This window comes from Photobacterium aphoticum, assembly GCF_001029435.1.
Classification (GTDB): domain Bacteria; phylum Pseudomonadota; class Gammaproteobacteria; order Enterobacterales; family Vibrionaceae; genus Photobacterium; species Photobacterium aphoticum.
Window position 1 is genome coordinate 1 of record NZ_LDOV01000008.1, and the last position, 17,415, is coordinate 17,415.

A 17,415-nucleotide genomic window follows, 5' to 3' on the forward strand; every position below is an offset into this window, starting at 1 on the left:
CGAACCTCGTGTGTCGCTCCAGAACATGGCGCGTTGGCAGAGTGGCTATGCAGCGGATTGCAAATCCGTGGACCTCGGTTCGACTCCGGGACGCGCCTCCATTCTACAAAGAACCAGCATGAAAATGCTGGTTTTTTTGTATCTGAATTTCCAGTTTCTCCTCTTATCTATCCCAAAGTGTTTTTAGCAAATACTAACAATTTCCCTCTCGCTGTGAATTGATAGCACGAAAATACCGTTGTACTATTGCGCGCCCCCGTTTCCTGTTTGGTATGAATCGTTGAAATCGCGCGTGCTGTATTGTGTTATTTTTATCTCGCTGTTTGTTGTGTCGGTGTTCTTCTATACACAAATAGAGTCATCAAAAAAGCGACAGCAGTACTTATCATCTATCAAACAACAGCCTCTTATTCCTACCCATCAATATGCGCAGTGGCGAGAATGGGTAGAACAATCCCACATTGAGCCCGCCGTCGTTGCACAAGAAGTGCAATCCCTTACCCGTGACCCAAATCAGCTTTCTGACAGGGCGCAAGGGTACTTAGTAGCGGTGCTGACGAATTTAAGCCGAAAACTGGATCACGATTGGATTCATGAGCAACTCGCTCAAGCGAAATTACAGACTGACCATATCAAATGGCTACCTGTTTTATTAAGTGCAGAGCAAGCCATTCATCGTTGGTATGCCAATGATAAAGCACAGGCGATCATGGAGTTGGAGTTGTTAATGGCGACAGCGATCCGTGAACACTATGAATTTTTAATGCCCAAATTGCTGTATTGGTCAGGCTATATGTCACTGAGCAACAATGAGGTGCTGCAGGCTCAAAAATATCTGCTTAAAAGTACGTATTATGCTGAGCAATACAACAACGTGTTTTATCTAAGCAAGATTTATCACGGCCTTTCATTGACCTACATTTTGATGGAAGAGTGGGAACAGGCGCTAACGGCGATTCAAAAAGCACGTGCGTTAGGAGAGAGATGGCCAAATATAGACAGCAATACGTTGCAACTTTATTGGTATAACGAATCTGTCATTCTGTCTAACCTGCAGCGAAAGCAAGAAGCCCAAGCCGCATACCATAAGGCACATTTTTATTATCTTCGCGATAATCAGTCTTTAAGGCATCGTATTCTGGATATTCGTGGTGCGGCAAACATCGCCATGTTGGATCAGGATTACACGTTAGCCCATCACCTGATTGAGCAATGCTTAACGTTATCAGCGCAGATCAATTATGTTTACAGCATGGGGCGATGCAATCTCAAGTTAGCACGTTTGAATCAGGCTGAGGGTAAATATTCTCAGGCACTCGATGCGGTAGATGCGAGTGCTCAATCTTTTGGTTCAAGCCACAGCGCATACTCAGTCATAAAAGCGTTGAATCTGAAAGCGCAGATCTACGAATCAATGGGGAGCAGTTCGCAAGCATACGCTTTGGCTAAAACGGTCAACCAAGCTGAGAAAAGGCAGTTACAACGTAAATTACGGGATTTGACCCATGCACAGGAAGCGTTTGAATTAGCCAAACAGCGAGATGAACTAAACGCGAAGCAACGGGCAAACAGTGAACAGCTGAATCAGGAACGTCTCTATCTTTACTGGGCGATGTCCACAGCAGTGATTATTGGTTTGTTGGTGCTGGTGCTCGTTGTCCGTACGCAGAGGATCAAACGTGAAAATGCCCGTTTGGCGCACCATTCAAGTATTGATCAACTTACTGGTTTGCATAATCGTCACTATTATTACCAGCAATTGGCAAAAGGTGAGGCTATTGCGTCACACCGTGAATATCACATCGCACTGTTTGATATTGACTACTTCAAGTTGATCAATGACAACCATGGTCATGCTGTGGGGGACGAAGTGCTTCAGCAACTGGCTACGCAAGTGAAACCTTGGTTAAGAGAACAAGAATTGTTTGTGCGTTGGGGAGGCGAAGAGTTCTTGTGGTTAGTGAAAGCAGATGCATCTAGCAAGCAGCGTATTGAGCAGGTACGCGCTGCCATTGCGGGCTCGCCGTTTGCCACATCAGTTGGTCAATTGGTGGTGACAACATCGATCGGTGTCAGTCTTGCGGCCACACCGGAACAGTTGCTGGCGGATGAACAGTACTTCTTAAAAGCCGATACGCACTTATACCAAGCTAAACGTGATGGTCGAAATCGCGTGGTATGGTGATAAACAAAAAGCCCCAGCAACGTTGAACTGGGGCTTTGGCGTATCAGAGAAAAGACAGAGAGTTAAAGTAGAATGATCTTATTTGCTTCACACTCTTCAATCATTGCATCTGGCCAGATGGATGACTGTACTTCACCGATATGGGCTTTTTGTAGGAAGAACATACAAATGCGTGACTGACCGATACCACCGCCAATGGTGTAAGGCAGGGATTTATTCAGTACGGCGCTGTGGAAAGGCAGTGAGGCGCGATCTTCACAGCCAGCAATGTCCAACTGGGCTTTCAGGCTGTCTTCACACACTCGAATACCCATAGAAGAAAGCTCTAGGCCGCTGTCGAGTACCGGGTTCCAGAACAGCAAGTCACCGTTCAGGTTCCAGTCGTCGTAGTCAGGGGCACGGCCATCGTGTTTTTCACCGTGTGACAGGGTATGACCGATATTTTGGATAAAGACCGCACCGTGTTCTTTACAGATGGCATTTTCACGCTCTTTAGGCGTTAGGTCAGGGTACTTATCCAATAGCTCTTGTGAAGTGATAAACGTCACCTTGGCTGGCAGGCGTTTTTCGAGCACCGGGTATTCCTGATAAATGTAGTTTTCGGTTTTCAGGAAGGCATTGTAGATCTTCTCTACGGTGGTACGCAGGTAGTCTTCATGGCGCATCGACTTGTCGAGCACTTTTTCCCAGTCCCACTGATCAACATAGATCGAGTGAATGTTGTCGAGCTCTTCATCGCGACGGATCGCGTTCATGTCGGTATACAGACCTTCATCGATCTGGAAACCATAGCGCCCCAACGCCATACGTTTCCATTTTGCCAATGAGTGCACGACTTCAACGTTTGCCCCGTTGTCATCAAGCAGATCAAAGTTTACCGGGCGCTCAGTACCGTTTAGGTTATCGTTCAACCCTGTTTCTGGTTTTACAAACAGTGGTGCAGAGACACGTGTTAGGTATAGCTCGTAAGCCAGCGCATATTCAAAATAGTCTTTTAACTTTTTGATTGCGACTTCTGTATCACGCAGTCCAAGCAGGGGCTGATAGTTCTCTGGTACTTGCAGTTTCATGAAATGTCCTTTTCTTACGGTATTTTGTTTGCATAGACAACACATTACGCCAGCCTGCGGTTAGCGTCTATCACTTTGTGGCGTGTATTTGTACGAAAGGCTTGAAATGGCATGTTTTGCATACATAGAAAAAGAAAAACCAGCGCACTGGCTGGTTTTTGTTTCTTTGGGGAAATGGGATCAGTAAACCATGACAAGTAAAGGGTTACGTAACTCGCTATGAACCACCTAAGGGCTTCTCTTTACTGACCATCTCACCATATTCAAAGGACTGGATAGAGTAGACTTTACCGTCAGAGTAATGCGTAAGCTTGCCATGCGGTAAGCCGTCTTTGTAATTCTTCACAAACTGCAGCTCACCGTTTTGTGAGAAAGAGTAAGATACGCCTTCTTTTAAGCCTTCCTCATTGTAGCGCTCAATCTCTGTTTCATAGCCATGTTCAGAGAGGCCTTTCCATTCACCAACCTTTTTACCATCTCGGTATTCCCCTTGCCACATCGTCAGGTGATAGGTGTTTTTATCCCGATATAACCAAGGACCATGGCGCTGATTGTCGCGGTATTCGCCTTTTTCTAACACCTTTCCATCATCATCATATTTTTCATGTTGGCCGTGGCGCAGCCCGTTACGGTAGAAAGAGAGTAAAGACAACTTACCTGCTGGAGTGATGCGTTGCTCTTTACCGTTTCGCTCTCCCTGTGCGTTGTATTGGATATCATGTGTGCCATCTTTATTCACAATACGCCAATCCCCCACGCGTTTGTCATTGCGGTAACGACCTTCTTTACCGTAGTGGGTGCCACTTTCTGTGACTAGGTAGACGCCGTTTCGTATGCCGTTGGTGTACTCAATGCGGGTCGTGCGTGTTTTGCCGTATTGAGTGAGGGTGGATAAGTATAGGCCCTGGCGCTTGTCATTCAGGCGCTCTTCACGACCGGTTAGCGTGCCCCTGCTATCAAAGTTTTCTTTCAAAGACCACTGACGTTGCTTATCGTCTTTCTTGTGTGAAGTCAGTACATTATCAGTAAAGATACGCGTTTCCGTCACGACGTTATCATTGGCGTAGTTAGCTGTATATTCTTCTGTTTTATTCCCGTTAAGATCAAAGTATTGAGCGCGTAATGTGCGGCTTTCGTCGTCCAATTCTTTTATCTGCTTAATGCTTTTCCCATCGGGGTGGAACATTTTGACCACACCGACGGCTTTGCCATCTTTATAGGGATAGATGCCATACAACTGGCCACTGTCGTAGTAGCTGGTTTCAATGCCATGCTGGCGTCCATTCACATAGATTTTTTCATTTTTTAAATGGCCTTGCTCAGTAAAGAACCGCATCGGGCCATGGTATTTATCATCTTTATAAACGATGATGCTAGTTGTCACACCGTTATCCGCATAGTGAATTTGTTCACCGTTTAATAACCCGTTTTCATAGTGAGCGACGGAGTAGGGGATGCCGGTTTTGTAATAGCGGGTTTGTTTGCCTTCTCGCAGGCCATTAACAAAATGGGCGCGAAACTTGACCGTGCCATCGGAGTAGTAGACCAGCTGCTCGCCGTCGAATTTGCCATGAATAAGGTGGTGGTGTTCTTTTAACACCCCGTGTTTATCGTAATAGCGTGTAATGCCGTTTCGTTCACCCTCCAGCAGTTGTGATTCAATGTGAATTTGTCCATTGGGATGAAACGTTTTATAGCTGCCCTTGGCTTCGCCAGCGATATACTGTTTTTCTTCGGTGAGGATACCGTTTTTATCATAAAAGCGGACCAGCCCCTCCAGCTGACCGTCACTGTTATCCTGTCCGCTGAACAGGCGTTTACCACTGTGCTCTGCAGCGGAGCCTTTTAGCGCATACGTTGCCTCCTGCTGGCTAGTGACGGGTTCGCCATCCATATTGAGCCAGAGTGTTTTAGCCTGTAAAGGGGCATTCATCGCCAGGGAGATGAGCGCGCTGAGTGTGACGAAACGAAAAGAGAAATCGCGCATCATCTTATCCTTTTGGTAGCGGTGGGAATGTTGTTACCCACGTTTTTTCTTGTGGTTCACCAGTAGCTTGCAGTTGGGACACCTCAATGATGTTGCCAGAAAACTTGAGGTATTTACCGTCATAGAGAATGGTCGACAGAGGGTGATCAAAGTGCTGGATACTCTCTCCCTTACGATCCAAGGCCCATAGCAGATCCCCATCATGTCCACTAAAACGGTATGCCTTAAAGAGTGCGCTAATCGGTTGATCTTCAGTGATCGACGCTAACTGAGAAAGATCCATCAACCAAGGGTAAGTCTGGTTTGTCACATTGGGTATGGTTTGCCATTGTGGGGAGCCTTCGCAGGTTAAGCGTGTTTCAACGGTTAAGTCATAGAAGTGCTGCTTAATGCCGTCTTCCGTCATTAACTGGAAAGCGTCCGTTGGAAATGGTCCTTTTGAATGGCCTTGCCATATCAGGCCATTATGATTGATTTCCACATCATTGATCACTTCTGCCTGACAGACGCTACTCCATCCCATTGGGAGAGATATCATGGCGGCACTGGGGTGAGAGCGATCAATGGTGATGTCAGCAAATGGCGTCACCGCATAGCGTTCAGTAAGAATTTCTCGATGTGCTTCGGTTTCATCCTCTTCTGCTTCAGAGGGCTCTGGTTGGTTATAAGGGCCATTACCCGTGATAGGGGGTAGTGTGGCGCTTGCTTCATAGAGGTGCTTGGGAAGAAACGTCACGGTTTGTGAATACAATGGGTTGGTTTCGCGTGCTTTGACGTAAAACGTGACGGAATCCGATTCTTCGGTGAGTTTCATATCGGTGCTGGCTATCGCTTGTGCGGGATCACCGGCCCATGCCAGCCAATCACGCGCAGAATCAGTCAGCCAATCCGGGCCTGCGGATAATGTTGTTATACCGATATCACCTTTCAGGCCATCAATGGTGTCTAACAGGTTTTTTGATGAACCGTGGTTATAGGAGAGGTGATATTCGCCCTGGCGTTGTGGGTAAGGTGTCACGTTAAGGGTCATGTCACCCAAGGTAAATGTTTGCGGTTCCCCTTCACGCCATTGGACGGTATAAGACGTCAGCGTGTCGGGATAATAGTGAGCGGTGGCGGTGGCTGAGCGCGTTTTTTCGAGCGTCTCTCGATGATCCCATCCCATGAGTAAAACCGCATTTTCACTGTTCTTATTATCATTGAAATAGTGGTAATTCGTTGGTGCCAAAAATGGCAGACCCAGATCGTCTCCCGCTTCATTTCGTACGCGGAAATCCGTTAAGGTGATATGGCCGCTATGAGGCGCTTGACCCAAATTGTGTACGAGGGTGGCACTGAGATAAGGAGGAATACCCGAAGCGAGCATGCCTGACTCATACGCAAAAACATCGTCTTTTGCCATGACATGGGGGACGGGGGGCGTACCTGATGGGTCTGAACTTAAAATCGGAGAGAGCGTTTGCCAGAGTTCTTGCGGATGAAAGAAATAAGGAACGGGATCACTAATATGCTGAGGATTGCTCGTGGATTGTATGGCGATAAAGTCGCTGGCGTTCTGCTCTTTGCTGATAACCGCATACACACTTTCTATCCAGCCATTTTCTCGCGCCAGTGTGAGTTGCCCGTGCAGTTGTCGGTTATTTGTTTTGCCTTCAACGGTTGCGTGAAGCGTCTCTGTGGTGATCTGCGTGACGGTTAGCGTTGCAGGTAAACCCAAAAATTGCGGGAGTGAGATTTTATCGCCGACTTTAGTGGAAATCGACGTGTTCAAAGCAGGTACACTCACCTGATGGCGTAGCATATTCAGCAGAGGATGATTTTCACCAAAGTACTCGACGTGGCGAGACCATGCGTCGGCATCTTGCCCGGTTAAACTCAGTAATGTGCCACTCTTTTTATCCACTTCCAGATCGAATCCGGATTGAAATACCTGCAGATTCCGCGCGTTGCTTGTTGCGGAGTTAAGCGTTCGGTCGCCGTTCCCCAGGCTAAGATCCAAATGTTCGGGAATAACCTGCAGCTGAATGATGTCGCCCACGGAATCCATTTTGTAGTGCAATAGGCTATTGAGGTGGTATTGGATGTCACCTTCTTCGGCATCCTGGCTTGCTGTGTAGATCCAATAACGCTTTTCATCCCCAGCTTCAGGTGAGAAGGTGACGCTCTGCTCGCAACCCGTTACAAAAAGGGCGACGCCGAGCAAGCCCACATGACAATAGCGGTGTAAGTACATCCAAATGCATCCTTTACTGGAAAGTACGAAGAAAGTGCGAAATGAGGATAGCGAAGCAACGCCATTCTCTTATCAAGGTAGGGATCATAACGAGAATGGCGTAAAAGGGTATTTTCAGCCCAAGGGGCGTGGAGATACATCACGGAAATTCAGAGGCATGAAGATGGCCATCAGGATGGCAGCACCGGCGAGTGAAAACTTTCCGGTTTTAAGGTGATCACGGAGCAATGGATTTGGTTAAGGATGGACTCGGCGGTATTCCCCATCAGAAAGCCAGCAATACCGGTGCGGGATAGTGAACCAAGGATAACCAAATCAACGTCATGGTCATTGATATATTGCGGTAGGCAGTCTCTGGCTTCTCCTTCGAGTAAACACACCTGTTTGTTGACAGTGCTGGTGGCATGAGGTTGAAGCAAGGCCTCCATACGTTCTGTGCGTTCCTGGCGCATTTTTTTAGAGAGTAAGGCGATGTCGATATCTTGATAGCCGCTCCATTTTCTTAAAAAGCCTTCGGATTCCAGACGCCATGCATGACAGAGGGTGAGTTCTGCCCCAATGCTGGCACAAAATGCAATGGCCAGTGAAACGAGGGTGGCATTAAAGTCCTGATATTCTTGATTGGTGAGATCAATCGCGACCAGGACATTCTGGATCGGCGTGAGTGTGGTACTGATAGACCAAATAGGGACTTCCGATTTGCGCATCAGGTTTAAAGTATTGCTGCCTTGTTGGCAGGGTGCCTGTTTATTACCACGGTGTGAGTCAATCACAATCATATCTGCTTGCGTGTCGCTAGCGGCTTTGATCATTTCGATATAGGGCACACCGACTCGAATCTTGGTATCAAAAACAATGTGCGGATAGCGCTGAGCTAATTCTTGTTGTTGTTGTACCAGTTGTGATTGATACACTTTCAACGCTTTATCTAACATATCTAACGTTGTGCCAGTGTGGCGGTGAATGTCTTTAAATTCGGCCAAATCTTCAATGACAGAGAGTAAAGTAACGTGAAGACCATGCATGTCAGCGAAGCGAAAGGCATGATGCAACGTTTCATTGATGGCTTGTTCAGGGGCGATAGGCACTAACAGGTGATGAAGGTTCATGCTTGTCTCCTCTGTAGGGCCTAATAATGTCAATACGCCCTGTCGTTAGGTGATGTCCTTTATCAGTATGATCATAGATTGCCATATGTGCGAGTCATTAGGTGTAGCAAAGATGACGAAAAACGCATTCAATGGCACGTTTTTTACCCGCTTAACATGTTAATGAAGAATAATCGGTTGACTCTTTTTGGGGATCCGTTAAAGTACGCCTCGTTCTCAAGGGGAACCTTGTGAAAAAGCATTTTAGTGAGGGTGATACACGATATCATCAACACACAACAGACTAAGGCGCGTTGGCAGAGTGGCTATGCAGCGGATTGCAAATCCGTGGACCTCGGTTCGACTCCGGGACGCGCCTCCATTCTACAAAGAACCAGCATGAAAATGCTGGTTTTTTTGTATCTGCATCTTTTGCCTTTTCTGGCTGCCTTCCTATTTTTGCGGCGATTAGCCCGCCAGTTCCACGAAATTGTGCACGCCGAACAGGCACATCAGCAAACCGCCTAATATTTGCAAATAAAACGGAAAGGTTACGGCATCGTCATCATCTTTCAGTACCGATCCGGAAATGGCAAGTAGGCATTGAATGAACAGGCTACCAATGAATACCGCGCCAGCCAGCTGTACGGCGACCCACACGTGCAGTTGCTCTACCGAATGGCCAATAAACGCAGATAATCCAATAAGCGCAATAGGGTTAGCCAGCGTCAGGTAAAAGGCGGAACGAAAACCCATTTTTTTATTCGGCCGGTGTACGCGAGCCAGCAATTTGGCATTTTTTAGCGCATTCCACATCATGTAAAAGCCCATAAAAATGAGCACCCATGACGACAGCAGAATGATCTGAAAATGGTATTGCGGGAATTGGTTAATCAGTACCACGCCTAAAGTAAAACTCACGATGGCATAACAGTAATCGCCAAAGGCCGCCCCAATCGCACTTTTCATCGCAGCCAGATAACCATGGTGCAGGCCATTGTTGAGCACCAGAATCGCCACTGGGCCGACAGTGAGCGACAAAATAAGCCCGAAAAAAATCGCTTTCATGACTTCCATACTCCCCCCTTTAATTTGGCCCCGCCTCCCTTGGGGTGTTATTGCAATACGGTATCTATTGTTTGTTAAATCACGCGGTTTTCTTTGAGCATAGACACAAAGGAAGATGATGTGCCACATGGAAGCAAGGGTTTATGGCGGAGTATTGAAGATGTGACAAATCAAGAGGATGTATTAAATTATAACGATTTTATTACCTATTGATAAGATCGTTACAAAATTGACACAATGATAATTTATTGGCGCTATATTGTTGACGGTAAACAAAATACTGACGATTTATTGCTACATGGTTTTAACGCTTATTTATCATGGCATCTGGGTATTCACGTAACACGCAGTAATTCTGAATAAAAGGAAGATGTTATGAAAATAAGCAAGGTTGCTTTTGCCATCTCTACGGTGCTGTTTGTCTCAGGCTGTGGTGGGGATGGCGGTGACAAGGATAAGCCGAAGCCACCGCCACCGCCAGTCAGCCCTACAGCATTGAATGCAACGGTACTGTCCGATCATTTATTACAGGGAGCGACGGTATGGTTGGAAAAAGCCGAGGATCAAAACTATCAGCCCGATACCGATGAAATACGGGGTGTGACACAAGCTGATGGCACAGTGCGCTTTGACGATATTGATGACAAAAATCTTCAGGATTACGTGTTAGTTGCGAAAGTAATCGCAGGGAAAACGCAGCATGCCGCTAGTGATCAAACCGTGGCGCAAAGCTTTTTACTGACAGCACCGGCTGTGCAAGATAGCGTGGCGTCAAAGAGTACAACGGCGCAAGTGGTGATCAGTCCGTTAACCAGTTTGATTGATATGCAGATCCGCCAAACCGGTCAGACGAAAAGTCTCGCCAGTGCATTGGATACCCTTGCGGCGGATTTAGGTCTTAGCGATCCACAACTGTTGCTGTCTAATTTTACCGCAGAGAATGCCCAGCAGGCCGCTTTGCTCACTAAATCAGCCGCATCGCTGGTGGCTTCGGGGGCATTGCCTAATACCGCGACAGATTTAACGGACAATTTATCAGACGTGTTGGCACTAGCGCGTCAGATCAACACAGCAGTGGCGACTGCCGGCGCCGATCAGTTCGTCATCATCAATGAGAATGATGATATCGAAGTGGTGGAGAATACCGATACAGATGCCGATGGCGTGATTGATGCGCTTGATCACTTTGTTGATGATGCGACCGAGTGGCTCGATACCGACGGTGATGGCATCGGTAATAATGCGGATTTGGATGATGATGGCGATGGGGTGAATGATGAGAACGACAAATTCCCGTTAGACGCCGCTTATTCGCAAGATTTGGATGATGACGGCATTGCTGATGAAATCGATGACGATACAGACAATGATGGCATTGAAAACAGCCTGGACAGCGACTGGGATAATGATGGCATCGATAATGATGAAGATGCTTTGCCGCTGAATCCGGATGAGAGTCTTGATACTGACGGTGACGGTATCGGTAATAACGCAGATACCGATGATGACGGCGATGGCGTCAGCGATGCAGACGATGCGTTCCCATTAGACAAGAATGAATCGCTGGATACCGACGGTGACGGCATCGGTAACAATGCGGATCTCGATGACGACGGCGATGGTGTGAATGATGAGGACGATGCGTTCCCGCTCGATAAGAATGAATCGTTAGATACTGACGGCGATGGCATCGGTAACAATACGGACACCGATGATGATGGCGATGGCGTGAATGATGAAGATGACGCTTTCCCGTTAGATAAAAATGAATCGGTGGATACCGACGGTGATGGCATCGGTAACAATGCCGATACGGATGATGATGGCGATGGTGTCGATGATGAAACGGATCGTTTCCCACTTGATGGTAGCGAGTGGATCGATACGGACAATGACGGTATCGGCAATAATGCCGACCGGGATGATGACAATGACGGTGTGCCAGATACCGATGATGCGTTCCCATTGAACCCAAGTGAAAGTGTGGATACCGACGGTGACGGCATCGGTAACAATACGGATACCGATGATGACGGTGATGGTGTCAGCGATGAAGAAGATGCGTTCCCGTTAGACAAGAATGAATCGGTGGATACCGACGGTGATGGCATTGGCAACAATGCGGATCTCGATGACGACGGTGATGGCGTATATGACGACCGAGATGCGTTCCCATTAGACAAGAATGAATCAGTCGATACCGATGGCGATGGCATCGGCAACAATGCGGATCTCGATGATGACGGCGATGGCGTCAGCGATGCAGACGATGCCTTCCCATTAGATAATAATGAATCGGTCGATACCGACGGTGATGGCATCGGCAACAATGCAGATCTCGATGATGACGGCGATGGCGTCAGCGATGCAGACGATGCCTTCCCGCTAGACAAGAATGAATCGGTCGATACCGACGGCGATGGCATCGGTAATAATGCGGATACCGATGATGACGGCGATGGCGTTAATGACGAAGAAGATGCCTTCCCATTAGATAAGAACGAGTCCGTAGACAGCGACAATGACGGCATCGGGAATAATGCTGACCCTGATGACGATAATGACGGTGTGAACGATGAGGATGATGTGTTCCCGCTCGATCCGAATGAATCACTGGATACCGACGGCGATGGTATCGGTAACAATGCGGACACCGATGATGATGGTGACGGCGTTAATGACGAAGAAGATGCCTTCCCGTTAGATAAGAATGAATCGGTCGATACCGACGGCGATGGCATCGGTAACAATGCGGATACCGATGATGACGGCGATGGCGTCAACGATGCAGACGATGCTTTCCCGTTAGATAAAAATGAATCTGTCGATACCGACGGTGATGGTATCGGTAACAATACGGACACTGATGATGATGGCGATGGCGTTAATGATGAAGACGATGCCTTCCCATTAGATAAGAATGAATCGGTCGATACCGACAACGATGGCATCGGGAATAATGCTGACCAAGATGACGATAACGACGGTGTGAATGATGAGTTGGATGCGTTCCCATTGGATCCGACAGAAAGCATGGACACCGACAACGACGGTATCGGTAACAATGCAGACTTAGATGATGATGGTGATGGCTACAACGATGATGTCGACAACTTGCCGTTAGAGCCATTGGTGACACCCCTGACCTTGGCTGAGTGTCAAACCACCTTGCCGCCGCTACCTGCGGGCGAGCGTCAAGTTGTCGGCCAGCCGGATGCGAAGCTCTATGATGTGTCACGTGTGATGTGGGGAGCGGATACGCCGTCTACTTACTCACAAAATGAGATCTTTGTTGAGACGCGCAAAGGTCTGCCAAGCGGTCACTTGATGGATCGCGATGTGAACGTCACACAAGTTTCTACCCTTGAGCCGGGTAGCCTGAGCCCGACGTTTGAGCATGAGTATGTGGATGCTAACTCCGGTCAGTTCTTGGGATTCCGAGAAGCGTTCAGTCGCTGGTGGGGCACAAATGTGGCCATGGAAGATCTAGGGGCAATCAATCTCGGTATTCCTGCCTATGGCTGGGTTGACCGTATAGATAAAAACGCGCCAGAGGTGCCTGTGCGTCACGACGATGTGTCTGTCACCTACGTGGGTAAAGACATCATCGACACCACCATGGGCTTGCGTGAAGTGTGTGTGGTTCAGCATCAGTCCACCATGACGTTGATGAATAACCAAGATGCCGATCCGATGAACCATTATCCGGTGGCGAAGGTGGAAGACACCCGTAAGCAGTTTATCGACGCTGGTGAATTGATGCAGAAGATGGAGGTTACGTACCTAGAACGTGATCCTGTCACGGATGTCGTGACATGGGGTTATACCGATTACGAGAAAGTATTAGTCGGTGCCACCATTGATGATCAGGGGTATGGCCGTGATCCGGTGTTGGATCGTGTGCCGGAAGGGGAGCCTGTGACCTTTGAGCAGTGTCTGGCTTCATTGCCTGATCAGGGTCACAGCCCTGTGATAGGGGAGAGCCTGACTTATGAAATGTCACGGGGAGATATGGAACAAGGTATTTTCCAATACGCCCTTTATAACATGAGTCCGTTAACGGCGGAAAATGTGAGCTGGCAAGGCAAAGACAACCTGACAGAGTCGATGCTGCAAGGGGATTTTTATGACAGCTCGCAGCCTGATTTGCCACCGTACTACACCTTTACAGAAAAGTATTACGAAGACAGCGCCGGTAACATGGTCGGGTTTGAAGCGACCCAAAATGGCGGCCTGGACGTGGCATGGGGTAACGACATTGTGAGTAACGTCTTGCAGTCGGTGGCAGGCAGCTACTTGCTACCGGAAATTCGTATGATAACGGGTAAGCCGTTGTTGGCGACGCCAGAGCGTGATCACTTTGTACAGGTGAGCTGGGACATGTACCTCGGCAAGGAAGAAGTCTATGACAGTGCCACAGGAGACTTCATTCCAGCGTGTGTGATGCAGCGTCAATGGGAAACGGCCTTCTATGATGAAAACGGCCAGCCAACCCTGGATGAGGCATCGGCACCAGTAATAGAAACCTTCTTCACGCGTGATGCCCACGATAACCGAGGGATGGTGCAACGTAATGCGTTCAGTGACCGCTGGATGTATGAAGACTGGTACCGCTTGAGCTTCAACTCGGCACCATAATTTCGCGTTATGCGAGAGTGATTACAACGCGATATCTCTGTAAAGGCCGCTGATGCGGCCTTTTTTTATGTCGATTGATTTCTATCAGGGCGACGCACATTTACAGTGAGCGCCTTTCAAGTAATGATGACAGGACGTTTCCAGCAAGGTTTCAGTCAGAATCCAGAAAGGTTCCAGAAAGGCTAATGAGGCAAGATAGGGACTGGGAGGCCGGAAAGGTCTGATAACCGGGATCGGTCTGGAGCGAAAGCAAAGTCAGTAAAGTCGGTGAGGTGAGCATGAAGGCGAATTCTGATTGGCGTCAGCAATTTGATGCGTTAAGGCAAGAAGTGACATTGAAGATGCAGGCGAATTCTGTGCAGGCCACACGGCGGGTACGGGAGTATTTGGAAAATCATATTCCTCCGCGTCAGGGCGAAGCGTTTTTAGCGTTGCTCAATGGCCTGATCGGGGATCACTTGCTGCGCCGAAAAAGCCGTTATGCCTTGCCGATGGTATTGACGGATCAACAACAGGTATTGGCCGACACGCCGGTGAAGCTGGCCATGCAGCTGCCTCAAGCGACCGATAAAATTGTGTTGTGCGTACATGGTTGGTGTATGGCCGATAAAGGCTGGCAACGCAGAAAAGGGGTCGATCATGGTCAACAATTTGCCTCAATGGGCTACACCCCTGTGTATTTGCGCTATAACACCGGCAAGCATATCTCCTTGAACGGGGAAGAGCTGGCCTTTCGGTTAGAGAAATGGCTGGCAGCCTGGCCATGTCCGGTCAAAGAGTTAGTGATTATCGGGCATAGCATGGGAGGGTTGGTCAGCCGCAGTGCCTGTCATTATGCCGAACAACATCAATTGCAATGGCCTCAAAAATTGACCACCTTTGTCACGTTAGGGACGCCACATAACGGGGCACCCTTGGCCCGTTTCGCCTGCTGGTTAGATGATTATGTGGCGGGAATTCCGCAATTATCCCTGTTACAGAAATTGGGTGATATACGCAGCAGCGGTACCAAAGATCTCAGCCAAGGGGCAATAGTGCATACGGCCTGGCAACGCAGAACAATACCTGACCAGAGTGATAAACAGCCGCATGATACACGTTGCCGTCCATTTCTCCCTCAGCATGCGCAAAACTATGCGGTCGCCTCATGCCTGAGTCAGCAAATCCACAATGAAAAACACCGAAAATTGGGGGATGGCATGGTGCCCGTCAGCAGTGCGTTAGGGGAAGCGACATCGGCCATGTCGGCTCTGGACTACCCCGATACGCACAAATGGCTGGTGGGGGGCATTAACCATGTGGATTTACTTTCCCATCCTAGTGTACTGGCACAAGTGCGTGAGTGGGTATTGGCTAATGGGCGATAAAGAATGCTTTATTATCTGACCAAACGCAGCCCATAATGAGCAGGTTGTAAGTAAGTAGTTATTAATAGGCGTGTCGGATGAACGGATTTAATATTCGCTCTTCCATATATAATGAAAAGCATATATATTGATGCCATGATTGACGTGCCAGCCGATTGGCGCGATGACATTCGTGGAATGGGTTAAACAGCATGAAACGTATTCTTTTTCTTTGTACGGGTAACTCCGCGCGTTCACAGTTAGCGGAAGCACTGATGCGCCATTTGGGTGGCGAACAGTACGCCGTATTCAGTGCGGGGATGAAGCCTGAAACGGTGGATCCTCGTGTGTATGAGGTGCTGGCAGAGCGGGGGATTAACAGTGAAAACCTGCACAGTTTGTCTGCGGCAGATCTGCAGGATCAGCATTTTGATTTTGTGATCACCCTGTGTGACAAAGCCAGTAATGAGTGTGCGTTATTTGCCGATTCTGATGCTTTACTGCATTGGGACTTTCTCGATCCGAAACCACAAGCGGGACTCAAACCGTTTCGTGATACCTTGGCTGGGCTAGAGCAGCGTATTGCACTGTTCATGATGCTCAATGGTGATGCGCAAGACAGCATTATGGGGCCGGTCGAACTGTTTAAGATCATGAGTGATCCGCTGCGTTTACGTATATTGATGTTGCTGGAAGATGAGCCGGCCCTCACCGTTGGGGATTTGGTGGAGGTGTTGGGCGAAAGCCAGCCTAAAGTCTCTCGACATCTCGCGTTACTGCGTGATGGCGGGGTATTAGAAACACAGCGTGAAGGGTTGTGGATTTTCTATCGGTTGTCTTCGCAGTTACCGTGTTGGGTACGCCATACGCTGGCGACGGTGCGTAATGGTCAGCCGGGGATCATCAATCAGGAAAAAATAGCGCTCAGTCAGTTGGCTGAACGGAAAAAACCAGGATTTAGCCACGCGAGCTAAATCGCTTCCATACCGTTATTGTTTGCCTGTGAAGGGGTGAAAAAGCGCGGTATAACCATATTTATCATTTACAGGTGTCATTATGTCAACCACACATCCATTCTGGGAACTGCCTTTAGAAGAAGGTGGCAAACTACTACTTACGCCTTGTCCGGGTACCAAAGAAGTGGACCTGATTGCGTCACTGGCACAATTGAAAGCGGCCGGTGCGACGGCGGTGATCACTGCATTGGAACCGACCGATCTGCCGGGTGACGGTTTGGCGGAATTGGCACAAGCGTGTCAGGCGCAAGGGTTGAAGTGGTACCACTTGCCGATTGAAGACGACTGTGCGCCAGGTGCCGTGTTTGACGCTGGTTGGGCGGAAGCGAATAAAGCGGCACAGTCTATTTTAGACCGTAATGAAGGCATCGCGATTCACTGCATGGGTGGCTCAGGCCGTACCGGTTTGATTGCGGCGCGCATTATGCTGGCACGTGGTTGTGAGTTAGAAACAACAGTGGCACAAATTCAGGCATTGCGTCCGGGGGCGTTTACACGCCAGGCACACATTGACTACATCCAGATGTTCAAGTGATTCACTGACGGCTTTATTTAAACCCTACTTCGGTAGGGTTTTTTTATGCCTAAAATTGGAGAATGGTCATCATGATAAGTGGCTGCCAGATGACTGTGTGGTTTACTTATTCCTATAAAATCAGCACCTTAATAAATCATGAAAAAAGTTCTGGCATCTCACCATAGGAATAGCTAGTATATGCGCAAAGCCATATATATGATATTCCATATGTTAAGGCGAAATCTCTCAACGCTCTCATAGAAGGAA

The 17,415-nt window shown here is 48.2% G+C and carries 10 protein-coding genes and 2 tRNA genes; 7 read left to right on the top strand and 5 right to left on the bottom strand.

The genetic code is table 11. From position 1 onward, the window contains the following. Positions 1-27: 27 nt before the first annotated feature. Together ABT58_RS03415 and ABT58_RS03420 are read left to right on the top strand one after the other, a co-directional pair. A tRNA-Cys gene (locus ABT58_RS03415) sits at positions 28-101 on the top strand. A gap of 191 nt (positions 102-292) precedes the next feature. Beyond that, entirely contained in the window at positions 293-2,185 is a 1,893-nt protein-coding gene (locus tag ABT58_RS03420; RefSeq protein WP_047872974.1) for a tetratricopeptide repeat-containing diguanylate cyclase, read from the top strand. A gap of 62 nt (positions 2,186-2,247) precedes the next feature. Here ABT58_RS03420 and asnA read toward each other — a convergent pair whose 3' ends face one another. The 4 genes from asnA to ABT58_RS03440 form a co-directional block, all read right to left on the bottom strand. Further along, complete coding sequence (gene asnA, locus ABT58_RS03425) at positions 2,248-3,255, bottom strand: aspartate--ammonia ligase (protein WP_047872975.1); 1,008 nt, start codon at positions 3,253-3,255, stop codon at positions 2,248-2,250. 217 nt (positions 3,256-3,472) lie between these two features. Then, positions 3,473-5,242: a toxin-antitoxin system YwqK family antitoxin gene (locus tag ABT58_RS03430; protein WP_158261730.1), complete on the bottom strand. Its 1,770-nt coding sequence runs from the start codon at positions 5,240-5,242 to the stop codon at positions 3,473-3,475. A 4-nt stretch (positions 5,243-5,246) separates the two neighbouring features. Then, positions 5,247-7,475: a hypothetical protein gene (locus ABT58_RS03435; protein ID WP_047872977.1), complete on the bottom strand. Its 2,229-nt coding sequence runs from the start codon at positions 7,473-7,475 to the stop codon at positions 5,247-5,249. A gap of 170 nt (positions 7,476-7,645) precedes the next feature. Further along, positions 7,646-8,584 carry a universal stress protein gene (locus ABT58_RS03440; RefSeq protein ID WP_047872978.1) on the bottom strand — a complete coding sequence of 313 codons (939 nt, stop codon included), beginning with the start codon at positions 8,582-8,584 and terminating at the stop codon, positions 7,646-7,648. Positions 8,585-8,871: 287 nt separating this feature from the next. On the opposite strand from ABT58_RS03440, the gene ABT58_RS03445 reads away from it, so the two are divergent. Next, positions 8,872-8,945 (top strand) — tRNA-Cys (locus tag ABT58_RS03445). An 86-nt stretch (positions 8,946-9,031) separates the two neighbouring features. Here ABT58_RS03445 and ABT58_RS03450 read toward each other — a convergent pair. Next, positions 9,032-9,631: a LysE family translocator gene (locus tag ABT58_RS03450; RefSeq protein WP_158261729.1), complete on the bottom strand. Its 600-nt coding sequence runs from the start codon at positions 9,629-9,631 to the stop codon at positions 9,032-9,034. 375 nt (positions 9,632-10,006) lie between these two features. On the opposite strand from ABT58_RS03450, the gene ABT58_RS23350 reads away from it, so the two are divergent. The 4 genes from ABT58_RS23350 (at position 10,007) to ABT58_RS03470 (ending at position 17,166) form a co-directional block, all read left to right on the top strand. Continuing rightward, on the top strand, positions 10,007-14,269 hold the full coding sequence (locus ABT58_RS23350) for a thrombospondin type 3 repeat-containing protein (protein WP_053062940.1): 4,263 nt from the start codon (positions 10,007-10,009) through the stop codon (positions 14,267-14,269). Positions 14,270-14,547: 278 nt separating this feature from the next. Further along, complete coding sequence (locus ABT58_RS03460) at positions 14,548-15,636, top strand: esterase/lipase family protein (RefSeq protein WP_047872980.1); 1,089 nt, start codon at positions 14,548-14,550, stop codon at positions 15,634-15,636. A gap of 191 nt (positions 15,637-15,827) precedes the next feature. Then, complete coding sequence (locus ABT58_RS03465; RefSeq protein WP_047872981.1) at positions 15,828-16,589, top strand: metalloregulator ArsR/SmtB family transcription factor; 762 nt, start codon at positions 15,828-15,830, stop codon at positions 16,587-16,589. Positions 16,590-16,671: 82 nt separating this feature from the next. Next, the gene (locus ABT58_RS03470; protein WP_047872982.1) at positions 16,672-17,166 is read left to right on the top strand and encodes a phosphatase domain-containing putative toxin; all 495 of its coding nucleotides are present in this window, start codon (positions 16,672-16,674) and stop codon (positions 17,164-17,166) included. Positions 17,167-17,415 lie beyond the last annotated feature (249 nt).

Coding starts and splice junctions, on each gene's coding strand:
- asnA (WP_047872975.1), bottom strand. CDS start 3,255: ATGAAACTGCAAGTACCAGAGAACTATCAGCCCCTGCTTGGACTGCGT.
- ABT58_RS03430 (WP_158261730.1), bottom strand. CDS start 5,242: ATGCGCGATTTCTCTTTTCGTTTCGTCACACTCAGCGCGCTCATCTCC.
- ABT58_RS03440 (WP_047872978.1), bottom strand. CDS start 8,584: ATGAACCTTCATCACCTGTTAGTGCCTATCGCCCCTGAACAAGCCATC.
- ABT58_RS03470 (WP_047872982.1), top strand. CDS start 16,672: ATGTCAACCACACATCCATTCTGGGAACTGCCTTTAGAAGAAGGTGGC.
- ABT58_RS03450 (WP_158261729.1), bottom strand. CDS start 9,631: ATGAAAGCGATTTTTTTCGGGCTTATTTTGTCGCTCACTGTCGGCCCA.
- ABT58_RS03435 (WP_047872977.1), bottom strand. CDS start 7,475: ATGTACTTACACCGCTATTGTCATGTGGGCTTGCTCGGCGTCGCCCTT.
- ABT58_RS23350 (WP_053062940.1), top strand. CDS start 10,007: ATGAAAATAAGCAAGGTTGCTTTTGCCATCTCTACGGTGCTGTTTGTC.
- ABT58_RS03465 (WP_047872981.1), top strand. CDS start 15,828: ATGAAACGTATTCTTTTTCTTTGTACGGGTAACTCCGCGCGTTCACAG.
- ABT58_RS03460 (WP_047872980.1), top strand. CDS start 14,548: ATGAAGGCGAATTCTGATTGGCGTCAGCAATTTGATGCGTTAAGGCAA.